This window comes from Streptomyces mexicanus (genome assembly GCF_902506575.1).
GTDB classification, from domain to species: Bacteria; Actinomycetota; Actinomycetes; order Streptomycetales; family Streptomycetaceae; genus Streptomyces; species Streptomyces mexicanus.
Genome location: NZ_LR732544.1, coordinates 867,059 through 891,033 on the forward strand (window position 1 = coordinate 867,059; position 23,975 = coordinate 891,033).

Below are 23,975 nucleotides of genomic sequence, written 5' to 3' on the forward strand. Positions count from 1 at the left end.
GCCGTCGCCGGACGCGTAGGCCGTGCCCGGCCCGCACGGCCATGACCTGGCCGTGGGCTGTGATGGGATGACCGGGACGATCTGTCGGACGAGTGGAGGGATCTGGTCGTATGCCGGGCAGGACGGTGCTGATCACGGGCGCGTCGAAGGGGATCGGACGAGCGACCGCGCGGCGTCTCCAGGAGCAGGGGGACATGGTTCTCGGCATCGCACGGTCCGGTGGGGAGGGGGACTTCCCCGGGGTGCTGTACCGGTGCGACCTCGCCGACGCGGAGGGCACGGACCGGGTACTGGCGCGGATCGCCGGCGAGCATCGGGTGGACGCGGTCGTCAACAACGTCGGCGTGGCCCTGCCCGAGCCACTGGGAGAGGTCAGGCTGGACAGTCTGCGGTCGGTGTACGACCTGAACGTCCGCGCTGCGGTCCAGGTCACCCAGGCGTTCGTCGGCGGAATGCGCGAGCGCGGCTGGGGCCGGATCGTGAACGTCACCAGCCGGTCGGTGTTCGGCGCTCGGCGGCGCAGCAGCCACGCGGCCGCGAAGAGCGCGCTGGTGGGCCTGACCCGGACCTGGGCCCTGGAACTGGCCGGTGACGGGATCACTGTGAACGCGGTGGCGCCGGGGCCGGTGGAGACGGAGCTGTTCCGGGCCTCGCATCCGGTGGGCAGCGAGGAGGAGGCCCGGGTGATGCGATCGATCCCGGCCGGACGGCTCGGCCGCCCCGAAGAGGTGGCGGCCACGATCGCGTTCCTGCTCGGCGAGGAAGCCGGATTCATCCCCGGTCAGATGGTGAGCGTGGACGGCGGGGGCAGCACCCCGGGCCGTTGCCCCGCCCGGCCCTCGTGCCCTGGCGAGCGCCGGGCTGCCCCGGCCGCCGACGTGGAAGGCGTCCCCAACGCTGCCGAGGAGGCGGGGGGCCGGTGACGGCCGCGGCCACCGGCACCGCGCCCGCCGGCCGCGAGCCCTCACGGCTGCCGCACCCCAAGTGCTCGTCCCACGGCTACCGGGCCTGCCCGCCCGACGCCGTGCGGGTCGTCGAGCACATCTGCCTGCTCTGGCCGCTGACTGACGACAGAGGGCCCGCGGCTGCTCGGCACCTGCCTGCGAGAGGAGTTGTGCCGCGTGCCGGGCTCATCCCCCACCGGTGGTTGCCGGAACGCTTAGGCTGACGTGGTGACTGACGAACAGGAGCGGGCGCAGCCGTCGGGAGTGTGGGCCACGGCGGTGGGAGTGGCCAGGGGGCGGGCGCTGGAGAGCGAGCGGGAGAACGCGCTGTTCCGCGACCCACTGGCACGGGCCTTCGCCGCCGCCGGCGGCCTGTGGCCCTCCTCGCCGCCACTGCCCGACGACGAGGCGGCACGCCGCCGCCGGCTGGCCGTGACGTTCTCCATCGTCATCAGGACGAAGTTCCTCGACGACCTGTTGCAGCAGGCCTCCGCGTCCGGTGTCCGGCAGATCGTGCTGCTCGGCGCCGGCATGGACAGCCGGGCCTTCCGGATGGACTGGCCCGAGGGCACCCGGCTGTTCGAGGTCGACACCGCCGCGCCACTGGACTTCAAGGCTTCGGTACTGCGCCAGGAACGGGCGGTCGCACGCTGCGAGCGGATCGCCGTCGCGGTGGATCTGCGGGAGGACTGGCCGCGCACGCTGACCGCCGCGGGGCACGACCCGACGATGCCGACCGTGTGGATCGCCGAAGGACTGCTGATCTATCTGCCCGGGGACGCGGTGGACCTGCTGCTGGCCCGGATCAGCGCGCAGTCGGCGGCAGGCAGCCGGATGGGGCTGACGTTGGGCTCGCGCGGTGCGATCGAGCGCTTCGGCGCGGACGCGGTGCCGGGATCGGCGGCGTCCATGGGGGTCTCGGAGATGCCCGACGCCCCGGTGGGCTGGCTGGCCGGGCACGGCTGGGAGGCCAGCTGCCACACCCTGCGCGAACGCGCTGCCGCGTACGGCCGCCCGATCAGCACCCCGCCGCAGCACGAGGAGGGGCCGGGTGGACTGATCTCGGCGGTGCGCCGGTAGAGCAGCTCCAGGTTTCCTGGATGACGATTCCGAGATGGCCTGATGGGCGGAGCCGGGTTCGTGCGCTGGCGGCCCGTCATGCGGGCGTGACCTCGCCTCGGATGCCGCTGCGGTGGCTGACGTCCGGCGTACCCGCTGGTTCTGTCCTGGACCGGCGGGTACCCACAGCGGCATGGGATCTTTGGGTTCGCTGGTGTTGCTGCTGTTGTTCGTGGCCAGTGCGGCCGTCATCTGGATCGCGGGTATCAAGCTGTCGGACACCACCGACGTACTCGCCGAACGGCTCCACCTCGGCAGCGCGCTGGGTGGTCTGATCCTGCTGGCGATCGCGACGAACCTGCCCGAGATCGCGATCACGGCGAGTGCGGCGATGGCCGGTCAGCTCGACGTCGCGGTCGGCAACATCCTGGGCGGCATCGCCCTCCAGACCGTCGTCCTGGCGATTCTGGACGGAGCCGGGGTCCGCCCGCGCGCCCCGCTGACCCGGCTCGCGGCCAGCCTGCAGTTGGTCCTGGAAGGCGCCATGGTGGTGGCCGTCCTGGCCGTGGTGGTGATGGGCACCCAGCTGCCCTCGGGCCTGCACGCCGCCCGCCTGGCCCCCGCTTCGGTGGCGATCGCCGTCCTGTGGGTGATCGGCCTGGTCCTGCTCAACCGGGCCGGGCGAGGCCTGCCGTGGCGGGAGGGCGGCGACGCCCCGGACAGTCAGCCCGAGCCGCGTGGCCACTCCAAGGGCAAGAAGGAGAAAGCCGCCACCGACAAGGGCGTGAGCACCGCCCGCGCGGGGCTGGTGTTCGGCGCGTCCGCGCTGGCCACGCTCGTGGCCGGTGTCCTGATCGAGCGCAGTGGTGAGGAGTTCTTCGCCCGGCAGGGCCTGAGCGGTGTGCTGTTCGGCGCCACCGTACTGGCCGCGGCCACCTCGCTGCCCGAGGTCAGCACCGGCCTGACCTCCACCAAGCTCGGCGACTACCAGCTCGCCGTCAGCGACATCTTCGGGGGCAACGCCTTCCTGCCGGTGCTGTTCCTGCTCGCCACCGTCCTCTCCGGCAAGCCCGCCCTGCCGGCCGCGCACGACACCGATATCTACCTCACCGCCCTCGGAATCATCCTGACGGTGATCTACATGGCCGGGCTGATCTTCCGCCCGCGACGCCAGTACGCCCGCATGGGTGTCGACAGCATCGCCGTGGTGGTCATCTATCTCTTGGGCATCGCCGGACTGGCCACCATCGCCACCTGATCCCGAGCACCGGCCGAACGCTGCCTGGACCGCCCCGACAAGGCCGGCAAGCCTTCTTCCTCGCGCACAAGCCCAAGGAGTCGTGAGCGAGTAGCCAAGCCGCGTCGGGGCGACCGCCTGCGGGCGTGGTGAGGCATCCGTGTCGCCGGTCGTGTTCTGCGTGTCGGGGAGCGGCACGTCGGTGCCGGGTGTCTGTGGTCCGTTTCGTCTCTGCCCGGCACGGGACGGGCCGCGCCGCCGGGCTTCGCTCGGAACCGCCGCTTGCCGTGGGGTGCGGTCAGCCCGACTTCTTGGCGAGTTCGGCGAGGAACCGCGGAATGCGGCCGGCGCCGAAGTCGTAGTAGCGCGCCCACTGCGGCTCGACGGCGATCCGCGCCATCTGGTCGTACAGGGCCCGGCAGTTCCGCTCGAACTCGGCCGCGTACTCGGCGTCGAAATTCTTCCGCGCAGCCGCGAGGTACTCCGGGACCACCCCGTCGACGATGGTCAGGTGCGCCACACCGCGCACCGACAGGGTCCTGGCCGAGCCGGGGCTGTCGCCGGCGTCGATGGTCAGGGCGATCTCGGGGCGGACGGACAGTGCCTTCACCTTCGGCGCCGTGGCCGCGGTGGACATGACGATCTCCTCGCCGGTCCAGAAGATCCCGATCGGGACGACGCGGGGCCGCCCGTCGGGTCCGTTGTACGCCAGCCGCGCCATCGAGGCCCGGCTCAGCAGCTCGTGGGCGTCGGCCAACTCCTGTGCGATCTGCTGCGGGTCCATGATCGCCGTCCTTTGCTGTCGCACGGCCGTTCGTGGCCGGCATGTCCCTGGGGGCGAAGCCGCCGCCAGGCTCTCACACCCGCGGCCGGAGCACCGTCGTTTCCCCACGGTTTGCGTACCACCCACCCGCAGTGGCTGCGCGGTCGCACAGGCAGTTCCACCATGAGCGCGGGGTCACCGTCGGTGCCGCTCCACGCCGTGGCGGACGACACCACCGAGGCGGATGCGGGCGGCCGGCGCTTCAGCCGTGGCCGCCGCCCGGCCGCCGGCGGCCACCCGTCAGGACCGGCCCGGTGGCGGGCGGAGCGGGCCGTACGGACGATGGGTCCATGCGACTTCAGTCGACGGCACATCAAGTGTGTCCCCCATCCCGCGTTCGTCGCCCCGGACGCCGAGTCCTCCCCCGTGCCTCGGCCGTGGTGGCCTCGGCTTTCGTGGCCGGGGCACTGGCCGGGTGCGGTGGTGGCGGTGGCGGCGGTTCCGCTGCGACCGGGACGCCGACCGCGCCGCAGACCGGGACGTTCTCCGCCCAGCCGCTTCCTTCCGCGATCGCGTCCTCGGCGTCGGCGGCCATCTCCTCCGTGCAGGCCTCGGCGTCGGCCGCGGCCTCCTCCGCCTCCGCGCGCGCCTCCGAGTTCGAGGCGTCGGTGTCGGCGCAGTCCGCGCGGCGGTCCGCAGAGGCCGAGAAGGCGCTCAAGGGGGTCAAGGGGCGTGGCAACGCGGTGTCGGAGGTGGGGATGACCGGCCTGCCTACCGCGCAGACCGGAGGTGTGCTCGCCGTCATGCTCACCATCACCAACAAGACGGACCGCAAGGCGTCCTACGCCGTCCAGGTCGACTTCGAGGACCCGCACGGCAAGGTGGTGGAGACCCGCTACACCGGCGCGGAGAACCTGGAACCCGGCAAGAAGGAGCAGCCGATCGTCTTCAGCCGCCGGCCCGCCGAGCCCAAGCTGACACCCCGGCTGGTCAAGGCCCAGCGGTACTGAACCTCCCGCGCATCCGGGACCGTGATGGCACGGTGGCGCACCCTCCGGACGGCTGCATGGCGGTGCCCCCTCCGGACGGTTGCACGGTGCCGCACCGGCCGGGTGCCCGCCCGCGGCCTTCTTCCGGGGCGGGAACACGGTGCCGGACCGAACGGACCGCCTGCAGATCCCCGGCGCCCCGGCGGCCCGGCGACCTTCGCAGCGCCTACGGGCGAACCCCGCCGGGTTGCCGTGACCGGGCGGGCAGCGGCACCCGGGCGCGAGGGCGTTTCCGGTCCGGCACGTCCGGCATCACGCGGAGGGACTCTGCCGGAGCCGGGCCGGGTCGAACAAGCCGATGGGATGGCGGGTGGCGCCCTCGAGTGCGAGATCGGCCAGGACTTCGCCGATCACCGGCACGAACTTGAAACCGTGACCCGAGAAGCCGCAGGCCACGACGACGTCCTCGTGGTCGGGATGCCGGCAGACCACGAAGTGCTCGTCCGCCGTGTTCACGTACATGCAGACGGCGCCCCTGACGAGCTCGCCCGCCAACGCGGGGATACGGGTGCCGAGGTGGCGGCGCATCGCGTCGACCTCGGTGGCGTGCACCGTCCGGTCCAGGCTGTCCGGGTCGGCCGGCCCGCCCCTGCTGTGAAAGGCGACCTTCACACCGCCGTCCGGGCCGTCCAGTGCGGGGAACCCGTACATCTCGTCCCCCTCCACCTCACCGCCCCAGATGTACACCGGATGCCGGTCGGGGGCGAAGTCCTGGACACCGGAGCGAGGAGCGAACCAGTACATGACGCGGCGTTCGACCCGCAGGGGCACCAGTCCGGGAAGCAGGCCGGGTGCCCAGGCCCCGGGGGCCACGACGAGCCGGTCCGCGTGGTACCGCGCCCGTGGCGTCGTCACCGCCACCCCGCCCGAGGGCAGGGCCTCCCAGGTGACGACCGGCTCCTGGAAACGCAGGTCGGCGCCGCCGGCGGCCGCGAGGTCCAGGTGGGCGCGTACGGCGAGTTCGGGACGGACCACGCCCGCGGCGTCCTCGTGGACCGCCACTTCCGCCTCGGACGGCGTGAGGGTGGGAAAACGCCGACGCACTTCGGCCGCGTCCAGCACCTCGTGGGGCAGCCCCCACTCGCGGGCACTGCGCAGCGTTCCGGCGACCGGCTCGGCGTCCGGGCGGCCGATCACGAGACCTCCGGTCGCGGTGAACAGGTCCTGCCCGCTGTTCGCGGCCGCCTCCTCCCACAGCTCGCGCGCCCTGAGCAGCAGCGGCACATACGCGGGGTCCTCCGCGTAGGCCTGCCGGTAGATGCGGGAGCCGCCGTGGCTGGAGCCCTGGGCGTGCGCGGGACCGAACCGCTCCAGCCCCAGCACCCGTCGGCCCCGCCGGGCCAGATGGTGGGCTGCGGCACTGCCCATGCCTCCGAGGCCGACGACGATCACGTCGTACCCGTTCTCCACGGTGTCCCTCTCTACGGCTCTGGGTTTCCCGGCCCCGGTGATCCGGGCCCCGGTCGATGAAAACGCAGGGTACGCGATGCGAGCGCGGGAGCAGGGGGCGAAGTACGACCTGCCGCCACCGGCATCGGGAGCGTGGTCGTGCCGACCGCGGCGTGGTCGGAAAGGCCCGGGTCCACAGGCTCGCCCCGCACCCGGTAGCCGGCCACGGTCTCTGCGAGGGCTGGGGGCCGACCAGGGCGAGGTCCTGGCGGCGGGGCACGTTGCCCCGTAGGGGGCGGGTGGTCATTTGGCTCCGGGCGGCTCGGTCGGTTGCTGCCCGAGGTGTCGCAGGCCGCGGTCGAAGACGGTGAGCAGCAGGTACAGGACGGCGGCGCCGAGCATGACCCAGGCCAGGTGGTGCATGCCCGACGTGCCGGCGTGCTGACCGAAGGACGCGGCGGACGTCGCCGAGGCGATCATCGACCCCAGGTAGGCGAAGGTGCGCAGCAGCCCGGCCGAGGAGCCGATGCGCTCCGGATCGGCCTGGTGGTAGACGGAGTTCTGCAGAGCCAGATTGTTCGACCCCTGCGGTATGCCGAAGACCAGTGAGAGGGCGAGGAGCATCCACAGGGGGCTGGCGGTGGTGAGCGTCAGCATCAGCAGGCAGCCGGCGATCTGCCCGGCGGCCCCGACCAGGAGCTTGCCGCGCACCCCGGTGCGCCTGCCGGTGGTGACCGAGACGGCGATCGCCACGAGGAACATGGGGATCTGTACCAGGCCGGCGTGGAAGGCGGAGAGTCCGAACCCCTCCTCGGTCCACTGGGTGAAGCCGTAGAGAAAGGCGTACGCGACGACGTAGGCGACCAGCGCGCGGCCGTAGGTGGCCAGCAGGGGCGGGTTGCCGCCCAGCACCCGCAGGTCGATGAACGGTGTCGCGGCCCTGAGTTCCCGCACCGCGAACCCGGCCGCGGCCACGACGGCGAGCACCAGCAGGTACCAGCTTCCCGGGCGCAGGTTCATCAGGAACAGCAGCAGCGCCACCAGCATGGCGGCGAACAGGGCCATGCCCGGCAGGTCGAGCCGTCCGGCCAGGCTTCCCTGCCGGGCGGACTCTTGCCTCCGGGGCTGCTTGGGCAGCCGCAGCCCCAGCGCGACCGCCACCGCGGCCAGGGGCACGTTGAGCGCGAAGGTGGAGCGCCAGCCGCCCACGCCGATCAGCACACCGCCCAGCAGAGGGCCGACGACGGCGATGGTCTGGCCGGCGACGGCCAGGGCGGTCAGCACACCCGCCGGACTGTCCTGCCCCGTGCGCCGGGCCTCGCTGCGCAGCAGAGCCATCGCGGCGGGATACCCGGCGCAGGTGCCGAAGCCGAGCAGTACCCGTGCCGCGATGAGCGTCCCCAGGCCGGGGGCCAGGGCGCCGCCGATGCCGGCGACGCCGACGAGGCTCGTGCTGACCAGGAAGAGCCGGCGGGGTCCGAAGATGTCGATCAGCCGGCCCACGATCGGCTGCCCGAGGGCGGTGGCCAGGTACAGGGCCGAGACCAGCCAGGCGGTCTGCGCAGGCGGTGCGCCCAGAGCCGCACCGATGGGCACCAGCGCGACCGCGATGATGGTGGAGTTGATCGGGTTGAGGACCGAACCCAGCATGACCGGCGGGATCAGCCGGCGGTCGAAGCCCGTGGCCGTCGTGCGCTCGTGGGCGGCTGTGCGCTGGTCAGTCATGGATGAGCCGCCCCAGCACGGCCATGGCCGCGATCACGGTCTGCCGCTCCTCCTCCGTGCACTTCTCCTGCAACTGGCCGGCGAGCCACTCACGCCGGGCCTGGCGGTCGTCCTCGGCCCGTCGGCGTCCTTCGGCGGTCAGCGCGATCAGCAGCCGGCGCCGGTCGTCCGGATCCGGCCGCCGCTCCACCAGCCCCAGCCCGACCAGCGAGGCGACGGTCGCCGTCATCGACTGGTGCCGTGCCCCTTCGACGGCTGCGAGGTCGCTCGTCGTGAGGCCGTCGTTGCCGATCAAGCGGGCCAGCACGGACGCCTGGGGGAGGGTGAGGTCGCCGGCGTCGGCGGCGCTGCGGATACGGCGCCTGAGGCGGCCGATGACCGTGCGGACCGCTTGCGAGGCGTGGAGTGCCGAAGGTGACAGCGGCGGATTCTCGCTCATACCCGCGACGATAATTCCTTCAGGCTGAGCTGTACAGGTTACCTGTACAGTAACCCGTGCGGATCACCGCCCGGTGGCGGCCTTCGCGAGGGCAGAGGGGGGATGCTGGGGCCGCCGGCCGTCGAGGCGGCCCGCGCGGGTGGGGTGGTGTCGACGACGTCCAGGGCGCCGGCCCTCGTCGCCCAGCTCGGCGGTGCGGGCGGATGTGTCGTGAGCCGCCACGAGGATGGTCTGTCTCCGTCAGCGCACGCCGGGTGGCCCGAGCCGGAGAGGCAAAGGCCCCCATGCGTGAGGGTGTGCGCCGTCCCGTCATCAGGACGGCGCACACCTGGCACAGGTGAACGAGCCAGGTCGCTCCGGGTCGTGGCGCGCCGCGTCAGCGGGTGTGCAGCGCGGCGCGGAGGGTGCCGGCCGCCATGGTGATCGCCGCCTCGGCGGCGTGGGTCTCGCGCAGGGCGTTGAGCATCACGAAGTCATGGATGACACCCTGGTAGCGCACGGCGGTGACGGGGACGCCGGCCGCACGGAGCTTGTTGGCGTAGGCCTCGCCCTCGTCGCGCAGCACGTCCGCCTCGGCGGTGATGACGAGGGCCGGAGGGAGGCCGGTGAGCTGGTCCGTGGTGGCGCGCAGCGGGGAGGCGGTGATCTCCGCGCGCTGCTTCTCGTCGGTGGTGTACTGGTCCCAGAACCACTGCATACCGTCGCGGCGCAGGAAGTAGCCCTCCGCGAACCGGTGGTAGGAGCCGGTGTCGAACGACGCGTCGGTGACCGGGTAGAACAGGACCTGCTGGACCAGGGGTACGTCCCCCCGCTCCTTGGCCATCAAGGTGAGCGCGGCGGTCATGTTGCCGCCGACGGAGTCGCCGGCCACCGCGATCCGGCCGGCGTCCAGCCCCTTCGCGGCGCCGTCGGTGACGATCCAGCGGGCTACGGCGTAGTTCTGCTCGATGGCGACCGGGTAACGGGCCTCGGGGGAGAGATCGTACTCGGGGAAGACCACGGCGGCGCCCGCCCCGACGGCGAGTTCGCGAACGAGACGGTCGTGGGTGTGGGCATTGCCGAAGACCCAGCCGGCGCCGTGGATGTACAGGATCACGGGCAGGGTGCCCTCGGTCCCGGCGGGCTTGACGACACGGGCGCGCACAGTGCCCGTCGGGCCGCCGGAAACGGTGACCCACTCCTCGTCGACGTCCGGCTTGGCGATGTCGCCCGACTGCACCTGGTCGACGGCCTTGCGGCCCTCGGCCGGCGGCAGGTCGAACAGATAGGGCGGGTTGGCGGTGGCCTCTGCGAAAGCGGCCGCCGCCGGCTCCAGCACCGGCTGAACCGGCTCGAACGTGTGGGACATACGGACTCCTGGGACTCATGCGCGTGACGGTGTTGCCGACGGGGCGGCCCGTACCAGATCCGGAGAATCCAGAAGATCTGGATGATCCGGAGGATCCAGAGGGTAGGGAGGATTTGGAGGTGCGCCGGGCCGTCCAGGGACACGCTAGAACCGGCTGAACGGCGTCCCTTGCACCTCTGTGCACCGACTCTGACCTCACCGTGCACGCAGGGACGGGCGGCGCATCTCCGGGCAAGGCTCCGTGCGCCGACCGGTAACCGAGCCGGTCGTCTCCGGATCGGCGTCACCGGCGAGCAGGCGCGGCGCGTGACTCCGGCCTCGCCGCCACGTTCGTCCGCTCGGGTCGCTGACCGGTGGCGTGCCGTGCTGGGGCCGGCACACACGCCGCCCACGCGGCCTCGGACCGGGCACGGGAACGGCCCGGCACCGTCGGCGCGGTGCCGGGCCGTGCGGTGCGCGGTACGGCGTGGGTCCGTCAGCCCTGACGGGCCTTGAACCGGGGGTTCTTCCTGTTGATCACGAAGGTCACGCCCCGCCGGCTCACCACCTGGGCGCCCGGCTTGGCCTTCAACGAGCGCAAGGACTTGCGTACCTTCATCACGATCTCCTCCGGGGTGAGCGGACGGGTCTTGCCGTCACGGACGGGCGGCGGTGCTACGGCCGTGGCGCCGTGTCGACGCGTTCCATCCGGCCTGCGGTGTCCACGACGCGTGAGGTGCCGGTGCACAAGGAGTGGCTGCCGACGAGCCTCGACGGCGACGACGGGATGGGCTGTTCGCCCAGGTCAGCGCTCTTCCCGGAACAGGACGTGGGCGCCGGCCACCGGGTCGTACTTGCGCAGGACGAGCCGGTCGGGGTCGTTCAGACGGTTCTTGCGGGTCACATAGGTGACTCCGGTGCCCGCCGTCGACTTCAGCTTGACGACGGGTCGTGTGGTGCTGCGTGCCATGAGGCTCCTTCCGTGACCACCCGAGCCTTGAATGACTCGGGCATGTCAGACAGCCTTCACAACACCACCACCTGCCGCCGCATTCCCGGCGTTCGGCGCCCTCCGTACATCCCGTTCGCCTCCGCACATCCGGGGGGGCAGAAATCGCGGATATCTCCTGCTCGGGCGTCGGTACCAGGCCGCTCACTCGGTTTCCCAGTCCCAGGCGTCGAAGTAGGCGGCCACCCCGCTGCGGCGGGCCTCCGCGAGGGCGCGCAGCCGCGCGAAGTCCCGAGGCGGCATCAGCGCTTCCCATGCGCCCAGGGGAAGCACGCGGGCCTCGTCGTGCTCACGGGGGTCCAACGCGATGCCGCGGATCTGCTCCGCGGTGAGCCGGCCGCCGTCGAAGACCAGGCCGAGCGTGCTGTAGGGCCACGCGGCGCCGGGCAGCCCGTACACCGTCGCCAGCAGACGTGGCGGGCCGGGCACCGTCAGTCCGGTCTCCTCCCGGCACTCACGCACCGCCGTCTCCCAGGGGCGTTCGCCGGGATCCATCGTGCCGCCCGCCAACTGCCAGGGGCGGGCGGGCGAATAGACGGAGTGCAACTGCAGGGGCCGGTCTTCCTCGTCGGTGAAGTACACGCAGGCGAAACAGGTCGCCTTCGGCACCGTCTCGGCGTAGACCTCGGTCGGCATCCGACCGGATCCCTCACTTCCGTCCCGCAGGCCGGGTCCGGTCGCCTGCTCGCCGAGGGTGGCCGGCACCTCCAGGCGCGTCATCCGCATCAGGGCCGCACTGCCGGCGAACCCCAGCTCGCGGTACAGCGGTGCGGCCTCCTCGCTGGCGTGCAGCTCGAACAGCGTGACGTGCTCGGTGCGCAGTCGCGCGAGGAGGGCGGTCACCACCGCCCGGGCGTACCCGCGGCGCCGGAACCCGGGGCGCGTGGCGACGACGTGCACGCGCGCGGCCAGCCCCTCGGGGTAGGCCGGCGCCGGGAGCATCGAGTGGATCAGGCCCAGGGCGCAGGCGGCCATCGAGCCGTTCGGCGCGTCGATGACGTACGCCCGCGCATCCCCCGTCGTGGTCAGCCGGGGTGCCAGCTGGGTGGTGCACCGCCGGATCCACTCCTCGCTCAACGGCTCGGACAGGACGTACGCGGAGTGCATCCGCACGATGCCCTCGGCGTCTGCGGGCGTCGCCACGCGGGCCACCGGTGGTCGCCCGGTGCCCGGCGCCCCGGCGGTCGGTGCGGGTGTCGTGTCGCGGTTCATGAAAATTCTCCCCCCAGGCGGGTCGGTGTCGTGTTCGGCGCGCAGGCGGGTCGGTGTCCGGTGGCCGTGCTCGACCGGCTCCGGGCCGTCGTGGGCGGCACCGAGCCGGGTCCGGTCACGGCCACGCTGCCGTCGGAGTCGTCGCGCAGGAGGTCGCCGAGTTCGAAGTCACCGTGGGTTTCTACCCCACCCCCAGGGGCACCGGATCCTCGTGCAGCACGACGGCACGCCGCCCTGCGACGCGCACCGGTCGGACACGGGCGAGAGGACGCTGGTCCGCCTCGGATCGGACGGACAGGCCCGGCACCTCGGACACGAAGGAGCCCCGGTCGACGGGCCGAGCCCGGCGACGGCGACCGGGAACCGCCACCGGGCAGGGCATGCTCGCCTGCCGCGTCGAGGCGGCCCTGACAAGGCAGAGCCGTGCGGTCGGCCGTCGACGATGCGGGCACGACGGCCGGGAGGAAGCCGGGACGAAGTCGGGAGGAAGCCGACATGAAGATCCAGACCCGGTGCGGGCGGAGCATCGAGGTCACGCGATTCGCCCCGCCAGGGATGCCGGCCTCCATGGGGCGCGTCGTCCTGGAGACCGCCTGCACACCCCGGGACGAGGGCGGACTGTGGGTGTCGATGACGCCGGAGGAGGCCAGGAGCCTGGCGGCCCTGCTGCTGGTCCAGGCGGCCGCCGTGGATCCCGTGCCCTGCGGCGCATCCGGACAGGTGGAGGTGGTTCCGGTCGTCGGCGACGCCTACGAGGTGCACGTCCGCGGTCATGTCGTCACGGTCGGCCGGCCGCACTCCGACGCGGCCGGGGACACCGCGCCCACACCCGTGGAACTGTTCGTGTCCTCCGTCGCCGCCTGCGCGGCCCAGCACGCGGGCCACTTCCTCGACTGGCACTGCGTCAGCCGTGACGGACTTCGCGTCCAGGGAACCTTCCGCATGGCCGACGACCGCCCGGCCCGAGTGTCCGAAATCTCCCTCACGGTGCAGGCCCCGGCCCTGCCCGAGGAGCGTCTTGCCGCGCTGCGCGCGGTGATCTCCCACTGCACGGTGAGCAGCACACTGGCGCGGCCCCCCGAGATGCACGTCAAGGTGGTGCGCGAGGCGCCGCGCGGGGCGACGGCGCCGTCGCGGCCCGGCTCCGTCCGATGAAGGTGCCGGGCCTCGCCCACCGGGGGGCGATCGAGTGATGGACGGGCGTCACCGGTGAGCCGGGCCGCCGTCGCGGACACCGACCCGCTTCGGCCCGGCCGGCCGTCGGGGGCCGGGCCGAGCGGCCGGTCGTCCGTCCGGGCAAGGCCGGTCAGCTCTCCCAGGACCAGTCGGCGACCTCCGGCAGGTCCTTGCCGTGGGCGCGGATCCAGGAGTGGTGGCGCAGCCGCACGTCTTCCATGCGCTGGCGTACGGCCGCGGCGCGCACGGCGAGGCCGGGGACGCGGTCGATGACGTCCATGACGAGGCGGTACCGGTCCAGGTCATTGCTGACCACCATGTCGAACGGAGTGGTCGTGGTGCCGATCTCCTTGTAACCGCGCACGTGCAGGTGCCGGTGGCCGGTGCGGCGGTAGGCCAGGCGGTGGATCAGCCACGGGTAGCCGTGATAGGCGAAGATCACCGGCTTGTCGGTGGTGAACAGCCCGTCGTACTCGAAGTCGCTCATGCCGTGCGGGTGTTCCTCGGCGGGCATCAGCCGGGCGATGTCCACGACGTTGACGACGCGCACGGCCAGCTCGGGCAGGTGCCGGCGCAGCAGCTGGGCCGCCGCCAGCACCTCCTGGGTGGGCACATCTCCCGCACAGGCCAGGACGACGTCGGGTTCCCGGCCGCCGTCCTCGGTGCCCGCCCACTCCCACACACTCGCGCCGCGCGCGCAGTGCACCTTCGCGTCCTCCAGGGAGAGCCAGTCGAAGCAGGGCTGCTTCCCGGCGACGATCACGTTGACGTAGTCGCGGCTGCGCAGCGCGTGGTCGGCCACCGACAACAGCGTGTTGGCGTCCGGCGGGAAGTACACGCGGACCGCCTCGGGGCTCTTGTTGAGAACATGGTCGACGAACCCGGGGTCCTGGTGCGAGAACCCGTTGTGGTCCTGACGCCACACATGGGAGGTCAGCAGATAGTTCAGGGAGGCGATGGGCGCGCGCCAGGGCAGGCGGCGGGTGGTGCGCAGCCACTTGATGTGCTGGTTGACCATCGAGTCCACGATGTGCACGAAGGCCTCGTAGCAGGAGAACAGGCCGTGCCGCCCGGTGAGGAGATAGCCCTCCAGCCAGCCCTGGCAGGTGTGCTCGGAGAGGATCTCCATGACCCGGCCGTGCCGGTCGAGATGTTCGTCCACCTCCAGCGTCCTGCCCTGCCAGGCCTTGCCGCTGGCCGCGTAGACGGCCTCCAGACGGTTGGAGGCCGTCTCGTCGGGCCCGACGAGACGGAAGTCGCGCCGGTCGGCGGTCGCGGCCATGACGTCCTGAAGCAGCGCGCCGAGAACGCGGGTGGGTTCGTGCAGCGTCGCCCCGGGCTTGTCGACCTCGACGGCGTACTTCTCCAGCGGCGGCAGCGGCAGCTCGCGCAGCAGCAGTCCGCCGTTGGCGTACGGGGTGGCGCCGAGCCGGCGGGAGCCGGCCGGGACACAGGCCAGCACATCCGGGCGCGGAGCGCCGTGCGGGTCGAAGAGTTCCTCGGGCCGGTACGAGCGCAGCCACGCCTCCAGCTGCCGCAGGTGCTCGGGGTTGTCCCGCACGGCGGCCAACGGCACCTGGTGTGCGCGCCAGGTGCCTTCCACGGGCAGGCCGTCGACCTCTGCCGGGCCGGTCCAGCCCTTGGGCGTGCGCAGCACGATCATCGGCCAGCGGGGCCGCTCGGTGACGCCGTCCTCGCGGGCGGCGCGCCGGATCGCGGTGATGCGGTCGACCGCGGTGTCCAGGGCGGCGGCCAGGGCGCGGTGGACGGCCGCCGGTTCGTCCCCGGTGACGTGCAGCGGGTCGTGGCCGTAGCCCCTGAGGAGGTCGTCGAGCTCGGCCTCGGGCAGCCGGGCGAGCACGGTCGGGTTGGCGATCTTGTACCCGTTGAGGTGGAGGATCGGCAGCACCGCCCCGTCGTGGACCGGGTCGAGGAACTTGTTGGAGTGCCAGGACGCGGCCAGCGGTCCGGTCTCCGCCTCCCCGTCACCGATCACCCAGGCCACCAGCAGGCCGGGGTTGTCCAGCGCGGCGCCGTAGGCGTGCGAGAGCGCGTAGCCGAGTTCGCCGCCCTCGTGGATCGACCCCGGCGTCTCGGGGGCCACGTGACTGGGCACCCCGCCGGGGAAGGAGAACTGCCGGAAGAGCCGCGCCATGCCGGCCGCGTCGCGCGTGACGTCCGGATAGGTCTCGGTGTACGAGCCCTCCAGCCAGGAGTTGGCCAGCACGGCGGGCCCGCCGTGCCCGGGGCCCCAGACGCACAGGGCGTCCAGATCACGGCTCTTGATGAGGCGGTTGAGGTGGGTGTGGACCAGGTTGAGGCCCGGTGAGGTGCCCCAGTGGCCGAGCAGGCGCGGCTTGACGTGCTCCGGGCGCAGCGGCTCGGTCAGCAGCGGGTTGTCCATGAGATAGATCTGGCCGACCGCGAGGTAGTTCGCGGCGCGCCAGTGCGCGTCCAGCGACCTCAGCTCGTCGTCGGTCAGCGGGGCGGGCGCCTGCTGCGTGTCGAGGGACATCCGGGTTCCTTTCCGTGCCGGTGCACCGGGGGCGGGGCAGGGCGGTCGATGCCACGTTCACCCTCCGCCGACCCGGCGGGTACCCGAAAGGGCCGTTCGGGCCACAGGCCTCGTCCGGGGCGCGTGCGGCACGGGCGTTCACCGCCGAGAGAGGCCTTGGCCCGGTGCGCAGCCGAAGGGCGCACATCGGTGGGGAGCCACCGTGGCCGTCCGTGCGGCGGAACGGCCGGCGGGGTCCCTTCGTGCGGCGGGAGCGCCTGGACGGCAAGACGCCCGGTCGGGCAGGTCGCAGGGGGTCCTTCGTGTGCCGGGAGCGCCTGGACTGGACGACGCCCGGGCGGGCGGGGGACAGCAGTCGGGCCGTTCGCAGGAGTGGCAGCAGTGAGACGCGTGCCCCGTACCGGAGTGAGGCGCCGTGGGACGGGGACGGACGACGGGCCGCACGTGGACCGACGGTCGCGTCGACGCTCGCGGGGCACCACGCACGGGGCCCACACACGGGACCCACACACGCGGCCCACGGACGGGGCACCGCGCACGGTGCCCCGTGAGGGCCGCGGTGTCAGCCGGTGAGGGCCGCGAGCGTGGCGTCGAGGTCGGTGGACGCGGGCCGGTTGTAGGGGAGCGCGGCGAGGATCTTGGCCATTCCGCAGGTGTTGGTCACGGCAGAGAACACCAGGCCGGCGGCGATGCCGGCGGAGAGCAGCCGGGCCTTGGGCCGGCGCTGTCCGAGGACCAGCCCGGTCAGGACGAGGGAGCCGGCGGCGAGGCGGACCTGGCGGTCCATGGCCCAGGGGGCGCGGGTGCCTGCGGGGCGGTCGAGGTCGTGGCCGAGCTGCTGCCAGGCGGTGGTGCCGCCGACGAGGGTGGCTGCGGCGATGCCCTCCTGGGCCAGACGCCGGGCGGCTGTCGCGGACCGGGCGCCCGAGGCGCACACGAGGAGCAGATCCGCCCGGCCGGAGGCTGCCCTCAGGGCGGGCAGGGCCCGGTCCAGGTGGTCGAGGGGGATGTTGTGGGCGCCGGGCACGTGGCCGGAGGCGTATTCACCTGGGGTACGGACGTCGATGACGGTCAGCTCCCGGTGACGGGCGTGTGCCTCGTCGGCGGTGAGGGAAGTGGTGGGTGCCACGGGGGACCTTCCTTTGCTCTTCAGGGGTTGCCCCTTCGCTACGATACCCGCAGGGGTATCGAGAAGGAGTGTGGGTCGTGGAACTGGCGATGGCGGCCGAGGAACTGAAGACGGTGGTCAACCGGCTGCGCCGGGCACAGGGACAGATCGCCGGTGTGATCAGGATGATCGAGGAAGGCAGGGACTGCGAGGACGTGGTCACGCAGCTCGCCGCCGCCTCCCGTGCGCTGGACCGCGCGGGTTTCGCCATCATCGCCACCGGCCTGCAGCACTGCCTGACCGATGCGGACATGGCCGCCCCGGAGGACCGGGAACAGATGCGGGCCCGGTTGGAGAAGCTGTTCCTGTCCCTGGCCTGAGGCGGCTGGGCGCCGCGCTCCCGGTCCGGCGGTGGTCGGACGAGACCCGTGCCTCGGTCCGGCGGTGGTCGGACGAGACCTGTGCTTCGGTCCGGCGTGATTCGGATGATGAACACCTCGGCCCGGCGGTGGTCAGGTCAGTGCGTCGAGGAGCATGAACGCGGCCACGGCGAGCAGGACGACGGCGAACGTCCGCTGCAGCCGGGTGCCGGTGACTTTGGTGGCCAGGCGTCTGCCGTCCCAGGCGCCGAGGATCGCCGCCCCGGTGAACGGCGCGATCACCGCCCAGTCGACACCGGTCGTGGTGGCGCCGCGGGTGGCGAGCGAGGCCACCGAGTTGGCCGAGATGACCAGCAGACTGGTGCCGACGGCGGACTGCATCTCGAACGCCAGCACCGTGACGAGGGCGGGGACGGCGAGAAAGCCTCCGCCCACCCCGAGCAGTCCGGTCAGGGCGCCCAGTCCCGCGCCGGCTCCCGCCGCCTTCGCCGGCCGCACCGCCGTCGTCCGCTCGGCGCTCGTCCGACCGGGGCGGAGCATTCTCACGGCGGCGAGCGCGGCGACGAGTGCGAACGCCGCGGTCAGCACGGGCTGCGGCAGCCGTGCGGCGACGGTTCCGGCCACGGCGGCGGGCAGAAGCCCGGCCGCGGCGAACAGGCCACCGGCTTTCCACCGCACGTGCCGTGCTCGGGCGTGGGCGTACAGGGCGGTGAGTGAGGTGGCGGTGACGATGATCAGGCCCCCGGTGGTGGCGGCGGCCGGCGTGAAGCCGAGCAGGTAGATCAGCGCGGGCACCGCCAGGACGCTGCCGCCCCCGCCCAGTGCGCCCAGTGCGAGCCCGACGACCGCGCCGGCGATCAGGGCCAGGAGCAGGGCACTCACACCACCACGCCCCTGGCGCCGCTGCCGTCGACGACGGGCAGGCCCGCCTCGGCGGCGGCGTCGAAGGCGTCGTCGACGGCGACCACGTCACGTCCGGCCGCATCGAGCAGGGAGGCGGCGATCGCCGCGCGCGTGCCGCCGGCGCAGTGCACCCACACCACCCCGCCCGGCACCTCATCGATACGGCCGGGCAGCTCGTGGAGCGGGATATGGACGGAGCCGTCGACGAACCCGCGCGCCCGCTCGGTCTCGCGCCGCACGTCCAGCACCACGATCCGCTCGCCGCGCGCCCGCTCCTCGGCGAGGTCGGCGAAGCGTGCGCGCGGGAACGAGGCGAGCCGTTCGCCCTCACGGACCCAGCCCGCCGCATCGCCGGTGGCGGCCGCCGCGGGGCGGTCGATGCCGACCCTGGCCAGCTCCCGCTGAGCGTCGGCGACCTGCTCGGGCGTCTCGGCCAGGAGCGTCACCGGCTTCCCCCAGGGGATGAGCCACGCCAGGTGAGTGGCGAGCCGGCCCTCGCCCTCGAAGTTGAACGCCCCCGCGACGTGTCCCTGGGCGAAGGCGACCCGGTTGCGCAGGTCCACCACCCATTCCCCCGCGGCCAGCCGGGCGGCGATCTCCTCGGCGTCCGCGAGCCGCGGCGGGGTGAGGTCGATCGGGGCGGGGCCTGCCGCGTTGGCCGGGCCCATGTGCGTGTAGTAGGAGGGAACGTCGTGCAGTCCGGCGAGCAGCCGCGCGACGAAGGCGTCCACGTCCAGAGTCAGCGCGTCGTTGCCGGCGCGTTCCTTGCCGATCGTGGTCGTCTGCCCTTCGGCCTGCGCGGAGGAGCAGAAGCTGCCGAAGCCGTGGGTGGGCAGCACGGGGACGTCGTCGTCCAGCTCGGTGGCGAGGCGCCGGGCGGAGGCGTGCTGGGCGCGGGCCAGCCGTTCGGTCAGCCGGGGCTCGACCAGGTCGGGCCGGCCCACGGTGCCGATCAGCAGCGACCCGCCGGTGAAGGCCGCGACCTCGCGCCCGTCGTCGGCCAGCACGTAGGAGGTGCGGTGCGGGGTGTGACCCGGAGTGGTGATCGCCCGCACGGCCAGCCCCGCATCTACGGCGTACGTGTCGCCGTCGGCGACCGGGGTGCGGGCGAAGGCCACCGACGCCCCGGCCGGCACCAGGTAGCGGGCCCCGGTCACGCGGGCCAGCTCCAGACCGCCGCTGACGTAGTCGTTGTGCAGGTGGGTCTCGGCCACCAGTGCGATGCGCACCCCGTGCCGGGCGGCCGCGGCGATGACCTGATCGATGTCACGAGGCGGGTCCACCACCAGCGCGGTCCTGCCGCCACCGGCCAGGTAGCTGCGATTGCCCAGACCCTCGACGTCCAGGGTGTCGACGAAGAACACGACGGTGACTCCTCTCCAGCTAAGTACCCCCCGGGGTATCCGGCGCCCACTCTAACAGGGGTACCCCCGGGGGTATCAGCGGGGGCGAGAGAAGGCCCTCTCGTTCGCAGCCATCGCGCACCCTGCATTCGGACCTCAGCAGGACGTCAGGAGAACGCAGCCGGACGTCAGCAGGACGGCACCCGGGCGGCAGCCGGACGCAGACGCCCCACCTTCTGCGGCCGTGCCGAGCGGTCAGGAGCCGTGCAGCCCGCTCATCAGGCGCGGCCGCTGCCGTACGGGGCGTACAGGTCGAGGAGGCGGACACGGGTCGCGTGCAGCCGGTCGGCGACGACCCGGCCCACCCAGACGGCGACGGCACAGCCGAACCGCGGATCCTGCTCGCACAGCGACCGCACGGTTGCCGCGTCGAACTCATAGGCCCGCACCGGGCTGGTGGCCTCCGCGCCCAGGTGCCAGAGGTGCGGCGGGAAGTGCCAGGACCACCCGACCAGCTCGCCGTGGCCCAGCGACTCGATGACGGCGGCGCGGCGGCCGGGGACGTGCAGGTCGAGCGCGACCGTCCCGGTCTTGATGATCCAGAACCGGTCGGCGTGCCGGCCCTCCTCGAACAGACGCGTGCCGACGTCGAAGCAGACCTCGCGGGCGAGGGACATCAGACGGGCACGGTGCTCGGCCGGCAGGGCCGCCGTCACGGTGGGGGAGGAGGTCATGGGAGGGGCTCCTTCTTCGTCGACGCCGCCGAGCCGAGAGGGCCGTCGGCTGTGCCGCCCGCGTTCCCCCGACTGCTGCCGGCCCCACGGGACACCGTGGGGGACGCTGCTTCCAGCCTGCGCCCGAGCGGGGCGGAACGCCACGGGCCGCCCGGTCCCGGCTCGGGGGCCGCTCCGCCCTCGCGTCGGGGCACGTCGGATGCGACGGTGAGGGGAGTGCAGTGTCGGCTGCTCGACGCGACAGCGGACGGGAAAGGTGGCGGTAGGGATGGAGCTGCCTGTAGTGGTGGGAGTGGGCGGATCGGATGGATCGGACGCCGGCCTGACCGCGGTGGACGCTCCGGGTGTGACCGTCCGATGACCTCGGCAGCAGGGCCCGGGACATGGGAGTACGAGGGGTACGACCCGGCGCAGGAGCGCCTGCGGGAGGCGCTGTGCACCCTCGGCAACGGCTGCTTCGCCACCCGCGGCGCGCTGCCGGAGTGCGCTGCCGACGAGGTCCACTACCCGGGCACCTATGTGGCCGGCTGCTACAACCGGCTCGTCTCTCACGTGGCCGGCCGCCAGGTGGAGAACGAGGACCTGGTCAACCTCCCCAACTGGCTGCCGCTGCGCTTCCGCCTGGCCGGTGACCCCTGGCTCACCCCGGAGGCGGCGACCGTGCTCGACCACCGGCAGGTCCTCCACCTGGACGCGGGCCTGCTGGAGCGCCGCACCCGCTACCGCGTGGGCGGCGGACGGGCGTTGACGGTGCGCCAGTGGCGGATCGTGCACCTGGGCGATCCACACCTGGCCGCCCTGCGCACCGAGTTCACCGCCGAGGACGGCCCGCTGGAACTCGAGGTGGAGGCGGCCCTGGACGGCGGCGTCACCAACGCCGGCGTACCGCGCTACCGCGAGCTTGACGGCCGTCACCTCACCCAGGTGCACACCGGGACCGCTGTACCGGGCACGGTCTGGCTGCACTGCCGGACCCGCACCTCCGACATCGGCATCGGCCTGGCCGGCCGGGTGACGACCGACGGCGGCGTCACCGTCCACACCCGGCACGAACCGTTGCGCGCGCTCCAGCACCTGTCCCTGAGCCTGACGCCCGGCCGCCCCGTCACCGTCGACAAGACGGCGGCCCTGCACACCTCCCACGACCCGGCCATCGGCGACCCGCTGCGCGCGGCGACCGACCGGGTGCTCGCCGCGCCGCACTTCGACGACCTGGTGGCGACCCACCGGGCGGCCTGGGACCGGCTGTGGCGCCGGTCCGCCCCCGACGTCGCCGGAGAGCCGGGCCGGATCCTGCGCCTGCACCTCTTCCACGTGCTGCAGACCCTCTCCCCGCACACCGCCGACCTGGACGTCGGGGTGCCCGCCCGCGGCCTGCACGGCGAGGCGTACCGCGGGCACGTGTTCTGGGACGAGCTGTTCGTCCTGCCGTATCTGAACCTGCACCTGCCCGAGGTCTCCCGAGCCCTGCTGCGCTACCGGCACCGGCGCCTGGGACCGGCCTGCGCCGCGGCGCGCGCGGTGGGCCGGCGCGGGGCGATGTACCCGTGGCAGAGCGGCAGCGACGGACGGGAGGAGACCCAGCGGCTGCACCTCAATCCCCGCTCCGGACGCTGGCTGCCGGACCACTCCCACCTGCAGCGGCACGTCGGCTCGGCCGTCGCCTACAACGTGTGGCAGTACTGCGAGGCCACCGGCGACACCGAGTTCCTGCACACCCAGGGCGCGGAGATGCTGGTGCAGATCGCCCGCTTCTGGGCCGACTCGGCAACCTGGGACGCACACCTGGGACGGCACCGCATCCGCGGCGTGGTGGGCCCCGACGAATACCACGACGCCTACCCGGACGCCGAGCGCCCCGGTCTGGACGACAACACGTACACCAACGTCACCGCCGCCTGGGTCCTCACCCGGACCCTGGACGCCCTCGACGCCCTGCCCGAGCCGCGCCGACGCGAACTGACCGAGCGCAACGGCATCGACGGCGGCGAGCTGCAGCGCTGGGAGGAGGTCTCCCGCACGCTGCACGTGCCCTTCCACGACGGTCTCGTCAGTCAGTTCGAGGGATACGCCGACCTGAAGGAACTCGACTGGGCCGACTACCGCGCCCGCTACGGCGACATCCGGCGCCTGGACCGGATCCTGGAGGCCGAGGACGACACCGTCAACCGCTACAAGGCGTCCAAGCAGGCGGACGTGCTCATGCTCGGCTACCTGTTCTCACCGACCGAACTCCAGGGGCTCTTCCACCGGCTGGGTCACCGGCTCGACGAAGAGACCTGGCAGCGCTGCGTCGACCACTACCTGGCCCGCACCAGTCACGGCTCCACCCTCAGCGGCCTGGTCCACGGCTGGGTGCTGGCCAGGGCCCGCCGCGCGGAGGCGTGGACGTTCGTCCAGGAGGCCCTGCGCGGTGACATCGCCGATCTGCAGGGCGGCACCACCGGCGAGGGCATCCACCTCGGCGCCATGGCCGGCACCCTCGACCTGGTCCAGCGCGGACTGCCCGGCCTGGAGACCCGTGACGGCGCACTCCGGTTCGACCCCGTGCCGCTGCCGGAACTGTCCTCCTACGGCTTCCGCCTGCGCTACCGGGGCCACTGGGGGGTCGGGGTACGCCTGGAGCACGGCCGATTGGAGATCGCGGTGCCTCCGTCCGACCGCCCGCCGATCGACGTACGCCTGCCCGGCTGCGCCGTCCGCGTCCCCCCGGGCGAGAAGTGCAGCCTGGCGCTGCCTGAGTAAGAACTCCTCGCAGCGGCACAACACCCTGCCGAGGCGGGGGCGCGGGCGGCTTCAGACGTGCGGGAGCCGGTGCACCGGCTGCTGCCGGCGGTGCACCGCACCGGTCGGCGGCGGCCGTCATCCGCTGATGGCGAGCCAGCCGTGTTCGAGCAGGTCGAAGGCGCGGGTGACGGCCTGGCGGGGGTCGGCGTGGGCGAGGGCGGCGCGCGGGGCTTCGAGGGCGAAGTGGGCCAGCGCGGTGCACGCGGGGTCGTCCGCGGCGAGTCCGCTCTCCTCGGCGATGACCTGGGCCAGGGCGTTGGCGTGGCGTAGCCACATGCCCTGGAGGTAGTCGCGCAGGGCCGGGGTGCTGTTGATCAGGTCGAACCACGCGGTGAAGCGGGCGTCGCCGTCCGCGGCGAGGATACGGGAGCGCAGCGCGTGCTCGCGCAGGGCCGCGGGGATGGACTGGCCCTCGGGGCGCTCGCGCACGGCGGCGAGCAGGCGGGCCTCCTGATCGGCGTCCTCGTCGAAGACCAGCGCTTCCTTGACCGGGAAGTGCTTGAAGAGCGTGGTGGTGGACACGTCGGCGGCGTCCGCGATCTCGCGGATGCCGACGTCGTCGTACCCCCGCTCCAGGAACAGGCGCAGTGCGGCGTCGGCGATGGCCTGGCGGGTGGCGGCCTTCTTGCGCTCGCGGCGCCCTGTCGGCGGCGCGGTGCCGGTCTGGGTGGCGGGGTCCGTCATGCCACGACTCTACCTCTCGGTTGCCCGACTTCAAAAGTTGACTCGTTGCACTTGTTGGGTCGTTGTGCTCTCATGGGGTGGCGGTCGTGAGGCCCTGCCCGGACGTGCTCCCCGTTGCTCTTCTTCTTGCTCTTCTTCGGCTCTTCTTCCGACCCGAACCACAACGCCCCCAGGCACCACCGCTGCCCACCG

The 23,975-nt window shown here is 72.9% G+C and carries 21 protein-coding genes; 7 read left to right on the forward strand and 14 right to left on the reverse strand.

What is annotated here, in order from left to right; translation table 11 throughout:
- The first annotated feature begins 110 nt into the window (after positions 1 to 110).
- The 3 genes from GV126_RS03955 (at position 111) to GV126_RS03965 (ending at position 3,261) form a co-directional block, all read left to right on the forward strand.
- The gene (locus tag GV126_RS03955) at positions 111 to 923 is read left to right on the forward strand and encodes an SDR family oxidoreductase (protein ID WP_159662712.1); all 813 of its coding nucleotides are present in this window, start codon (positions 111 to 113) and stop codon (positions 921 to 923) included.
- A gap of 249 nt (positions 924 to 1,172) precedes the next feature.
- Complete coding sequence (locus GV126_RS03960) at positions 1,173 to 2,024, forward strand: class I SAM-dependent methyltransferase (protein WP_159662714.1); 852 nt, start codon at positions 1,173 to 1,175, stop codon at positions 2,022 to 2,024.
- A 172-nt stretch (positions 2,025 to 2,196) separates the two neighbouring features.
- Entirely contained in the window at positions 2,197 to 3,261 is a 1,065-nt protein-coding gene (locus GV126_RS03965; RefSeq protein WP_159662716.1) for a sodium:calcium antiporter, read from the forward strand.
- Positions 3,262 to 3,538: 277 nt separating this feature from the next.
- Here the strand turns inward: GV126_RS03965 and GV126_RS03970 are convergent, their stop codons facing one another.
- Positions 3,539 to 4,024, reverse strand: a complete 486-nt coding sequence (locus tag GV126_RS03970) for a pyridoxamine 5'-phosphate oxidase family protein (protein ID WP_159662718.1) — start codon at positions 4,022 to 4,024, stop codon at positions 3,539 to 3,541.
- Between the two features lie 434 nt (positions 4,025 to 4,458).
- Between GV126_RS03970 and GV126_RS03975 the strand changes: the two genes are divergently transcribed.
- Entirely contained in the window at positions 4,459 to 5,013 is a 555-nt protein-coding gene (locus GV126_RS03975; RefSeq protein ID WP_328707326.1) for a hypothetical protein, read from the forward strand.
- Between the two features lie 291 nt (positions 5,014 to 5,304).
- Here the strand turns inward: GV126_RS03975 and solA are convergent, their stop codons facing one another.
- The 7 genes from solA to GV126_RS04010 all read right to left on the reverse strand — a co-directional run bounded on the left by solA (position 5,305) and on the right by GV126_RS04010 (position 12,153).
- Positions 5,305 to 6,462: an N-methyl-L-tryptophan oxidase gene (gene solA / locus GV126_RS03980; RefSeq protein ID WP_159662722.1), complete on the reverse strand. Its 1,158-nt coding sequence runs from the start codon at positions 6,460 to 6,462 to the stop codon at positions 5,305 to 5,307.
- Positions 6,463 to 6,744: 282 nt separating this feature from the next.
- Positions 6,745 to 8,166 (reverse strand): MFS transporter, encoded by a 1,422-nt coding sequence (locus GV126_RS03985; RefSeq protein ID WP_159662724.1) that lies wholly within the window; start codon positions 8,164 to 8,166, stop codon positions 6,745 to 6,747.
- Positions 8,159 to 8,605, reverse strand: coding sequence for a MarR family winged helix-turn-helix transcriptional regulator (locus tag GV126_RS03990; protein WP_159662725.1), 447 nt, complete (start codon positions 8,603 to 8,605; stop codon positions 8,159 to 8,161). The genes GV126_RS03985 and GV126_RS03990 overlap by 8 nt, the downstream gene beginning before the upstream one ends.
- Before the next feature lie 376 nt (positions 8,606 to 8,981).
- Entirely contained in the window at positions 8,982 to 9,953 is a 972-nt protein-coding gene (locus GV126_RS03995; protein ID WP_159662726.1) for an alpha/beta hydrolase, read from the reverse strand.
- A 475-nt stretch (positions 9,954 to 10,428) separates the two neighbouring features.
- Complete coding sequence (locus tag GV126_RS04000) at positions 10,429 to 10,551, reverse strand: ribosomal protein bL36 (protein WP_159662728.1); 123 nt, start codon at positions 10,549 to 10,551, stop codon at positions 10,429 to 10,431.
- 186 nt (positions 10,552 to 10,737) lie between these two features.
- Positions 10,738 to 10,902 (reverse strand): 50S ribosomal protein L33, encoded by a 165-nt coding sequence (gene rpmG, locus GV126_RS04005; protein WP_014669330.1) that lies wholly within the window; start codon positions 10,900 to 10,902, stop codon positions 10,738 to 10,740.
- Between the two features lie 183 nt (positions 10,903 to 11,085).
- Positions 11,086 to 12,153 carry a bifunctional GNAT family N-acetyltransferase/NUDIX hydrolase gene (locus GV126_RS04010; protein WP_159662730.1) on the reverse strand — a complete coding sequence of 356 codons (1,068 nt, stop codon included), beginning with the start codon at positions 12,151 to 12,153 and terminating at the stop codon, positions 11,086 to 11,088.
- 495 nt (positions 12,154 to 12,648) lie between these two features.
- Between GV126_RS04010 and GV126_RS04015 the strand changes: the two genes are divergently transcribed.
- Positions 12,649 to 13,308 carry an OsmC family protein gene (locus GV126_RS04015; protein WP_236569872.1) on the forward strand — a complete coding sequence of 220 codons (660 nt, stop codon included), beginning with the start codon at positions 12,649 to 12,651 and terminating at the stop codon, positions 13,306 to 13,308.
- Between the two features lie 151 nt (positions 13,309 to 13,459).
- On the opposite strand, the gene GV126_RS04020 is transcribed toward GV126_RS04015, so the two are convergent.
- A complete protein-coding gene (locus GV126_RS04020) occupies positions 13,460 to 15,844 on the reverse strand; it encodes a phosphoketolase family protein (protein ID WP_159662732.1) in 2,385 nt (794 codons plus the stop codon).
- A gap of 562 nt (positions 15,845 to 16,406) precedes the next feature.
- On the reverse strand, positions 16,407 to 16,973 hold the full coding sequence (locus GV126_RS04025; protein WP_159662734.1) for a rhodanese-like domain-containing protein: 567 nt from the start codon (positions 16,971 to 16,973) through the stop codon (positions 16,407 to 16,409).
- A 77-nt stretch (positions 16,974 to 17,050) separates the two neighbouring features.
- Here GV126_RS04025 and GV126_RS04030 point away from each other — a divergent pair, with 77 nt between their 5' ends.
- A complete protein-coding gene (locus GV126_RS04030) occupies positions 17,051 to 17,332 on the forward strand; it encodes a metal-sensitive transcriptional regulator (protein WP_159662745.1) in 282 nt (93 codons plus the stop codon).
- Positions 17,333 to 17,464: 132 nt separating this feature from the next.
- Here GV126_RS04030 and GV126_RS04035 read toward each other — a convergent pair whose 3' ends face one another.
- The 3 genes from GV126_RS04035 to GV126_RS04045 form a co-directional block, all read right to left on the reverse strand.
- Positions 17,465 to 18,214: a sulfite exporter TauE/SafE family protein gene (locus tag GV126_RS04035; RefSeq protein ID WP_159662747.1), complete on the reverse strand. Its 750-nt coding sequence runs from the start codon at positions 18,212 to 18,214 to the stop codon at positions 17,465 to 17,467.
- Entirely contained in the window at positions 18,211 to 19,599 is a 1,389-nt protein-coding gene (locus GV126_RS04040; protein ID WP_159662749.1) for an MBL fold metallo-hydrolase, read from the reverse strand. The genes GV126_RS04035 and GV126_RS04040 overlap by 4 nt, the downstream gene beginning before the upstream one ends.
- 257 nt (positions 19,600 to 19,856) lie before the next feature.
- Positions 19,857 to 20,312, reverse strand: a complete 456-nt coding sequence (locus GV126_RS04045; protein ID WP_159662751.1) for a Crp/Fnr family transcriptional regulator — start codon at positions 20,310 to 20,312, stop codon at positions 19,857 to 19,859.
- A 357-nt stretch (positions 20,313 to 20,669) separates the two neighbouring features.
- Between GV126_RS04045 and GV126_RS04050 the strand changes: the two genes are divergently transcribed.
- Positions 20,670 to 23,057, forward strand: a complete 2,388-nt coding sequence (locus tag GV126_RS04050) for a glycoside hydrolase family 65 protein (RefSeq protein ID WP_159662753.1) — start codon at positions 20,670 to 20,672, stop codon at positions 23,055 to 23,057.
- 117 nt (positions 23,058 to 23,174) lie between these two features.
- Here the strand turns inward: GV126_RS04050 and GV126_RS04055 are convergent, their stop codons facing one another.
- Positions 23,175 to 23,783 carry a TetR/AcrR family transcriptional regulator gene (locus tag GV126_RS04055; RefSeq protein ID WP_159662755.1) on the reverse strand — a complete coding sequence of 203 codons (609 nt, stop codon included), beginning with the start codon at positions 23,781 to 23,783 and terminating at the stop codon, positions 23,175 to 23,177.
- Positions 23,784 to 23,975: the final 192 nt, after the last annotated feature.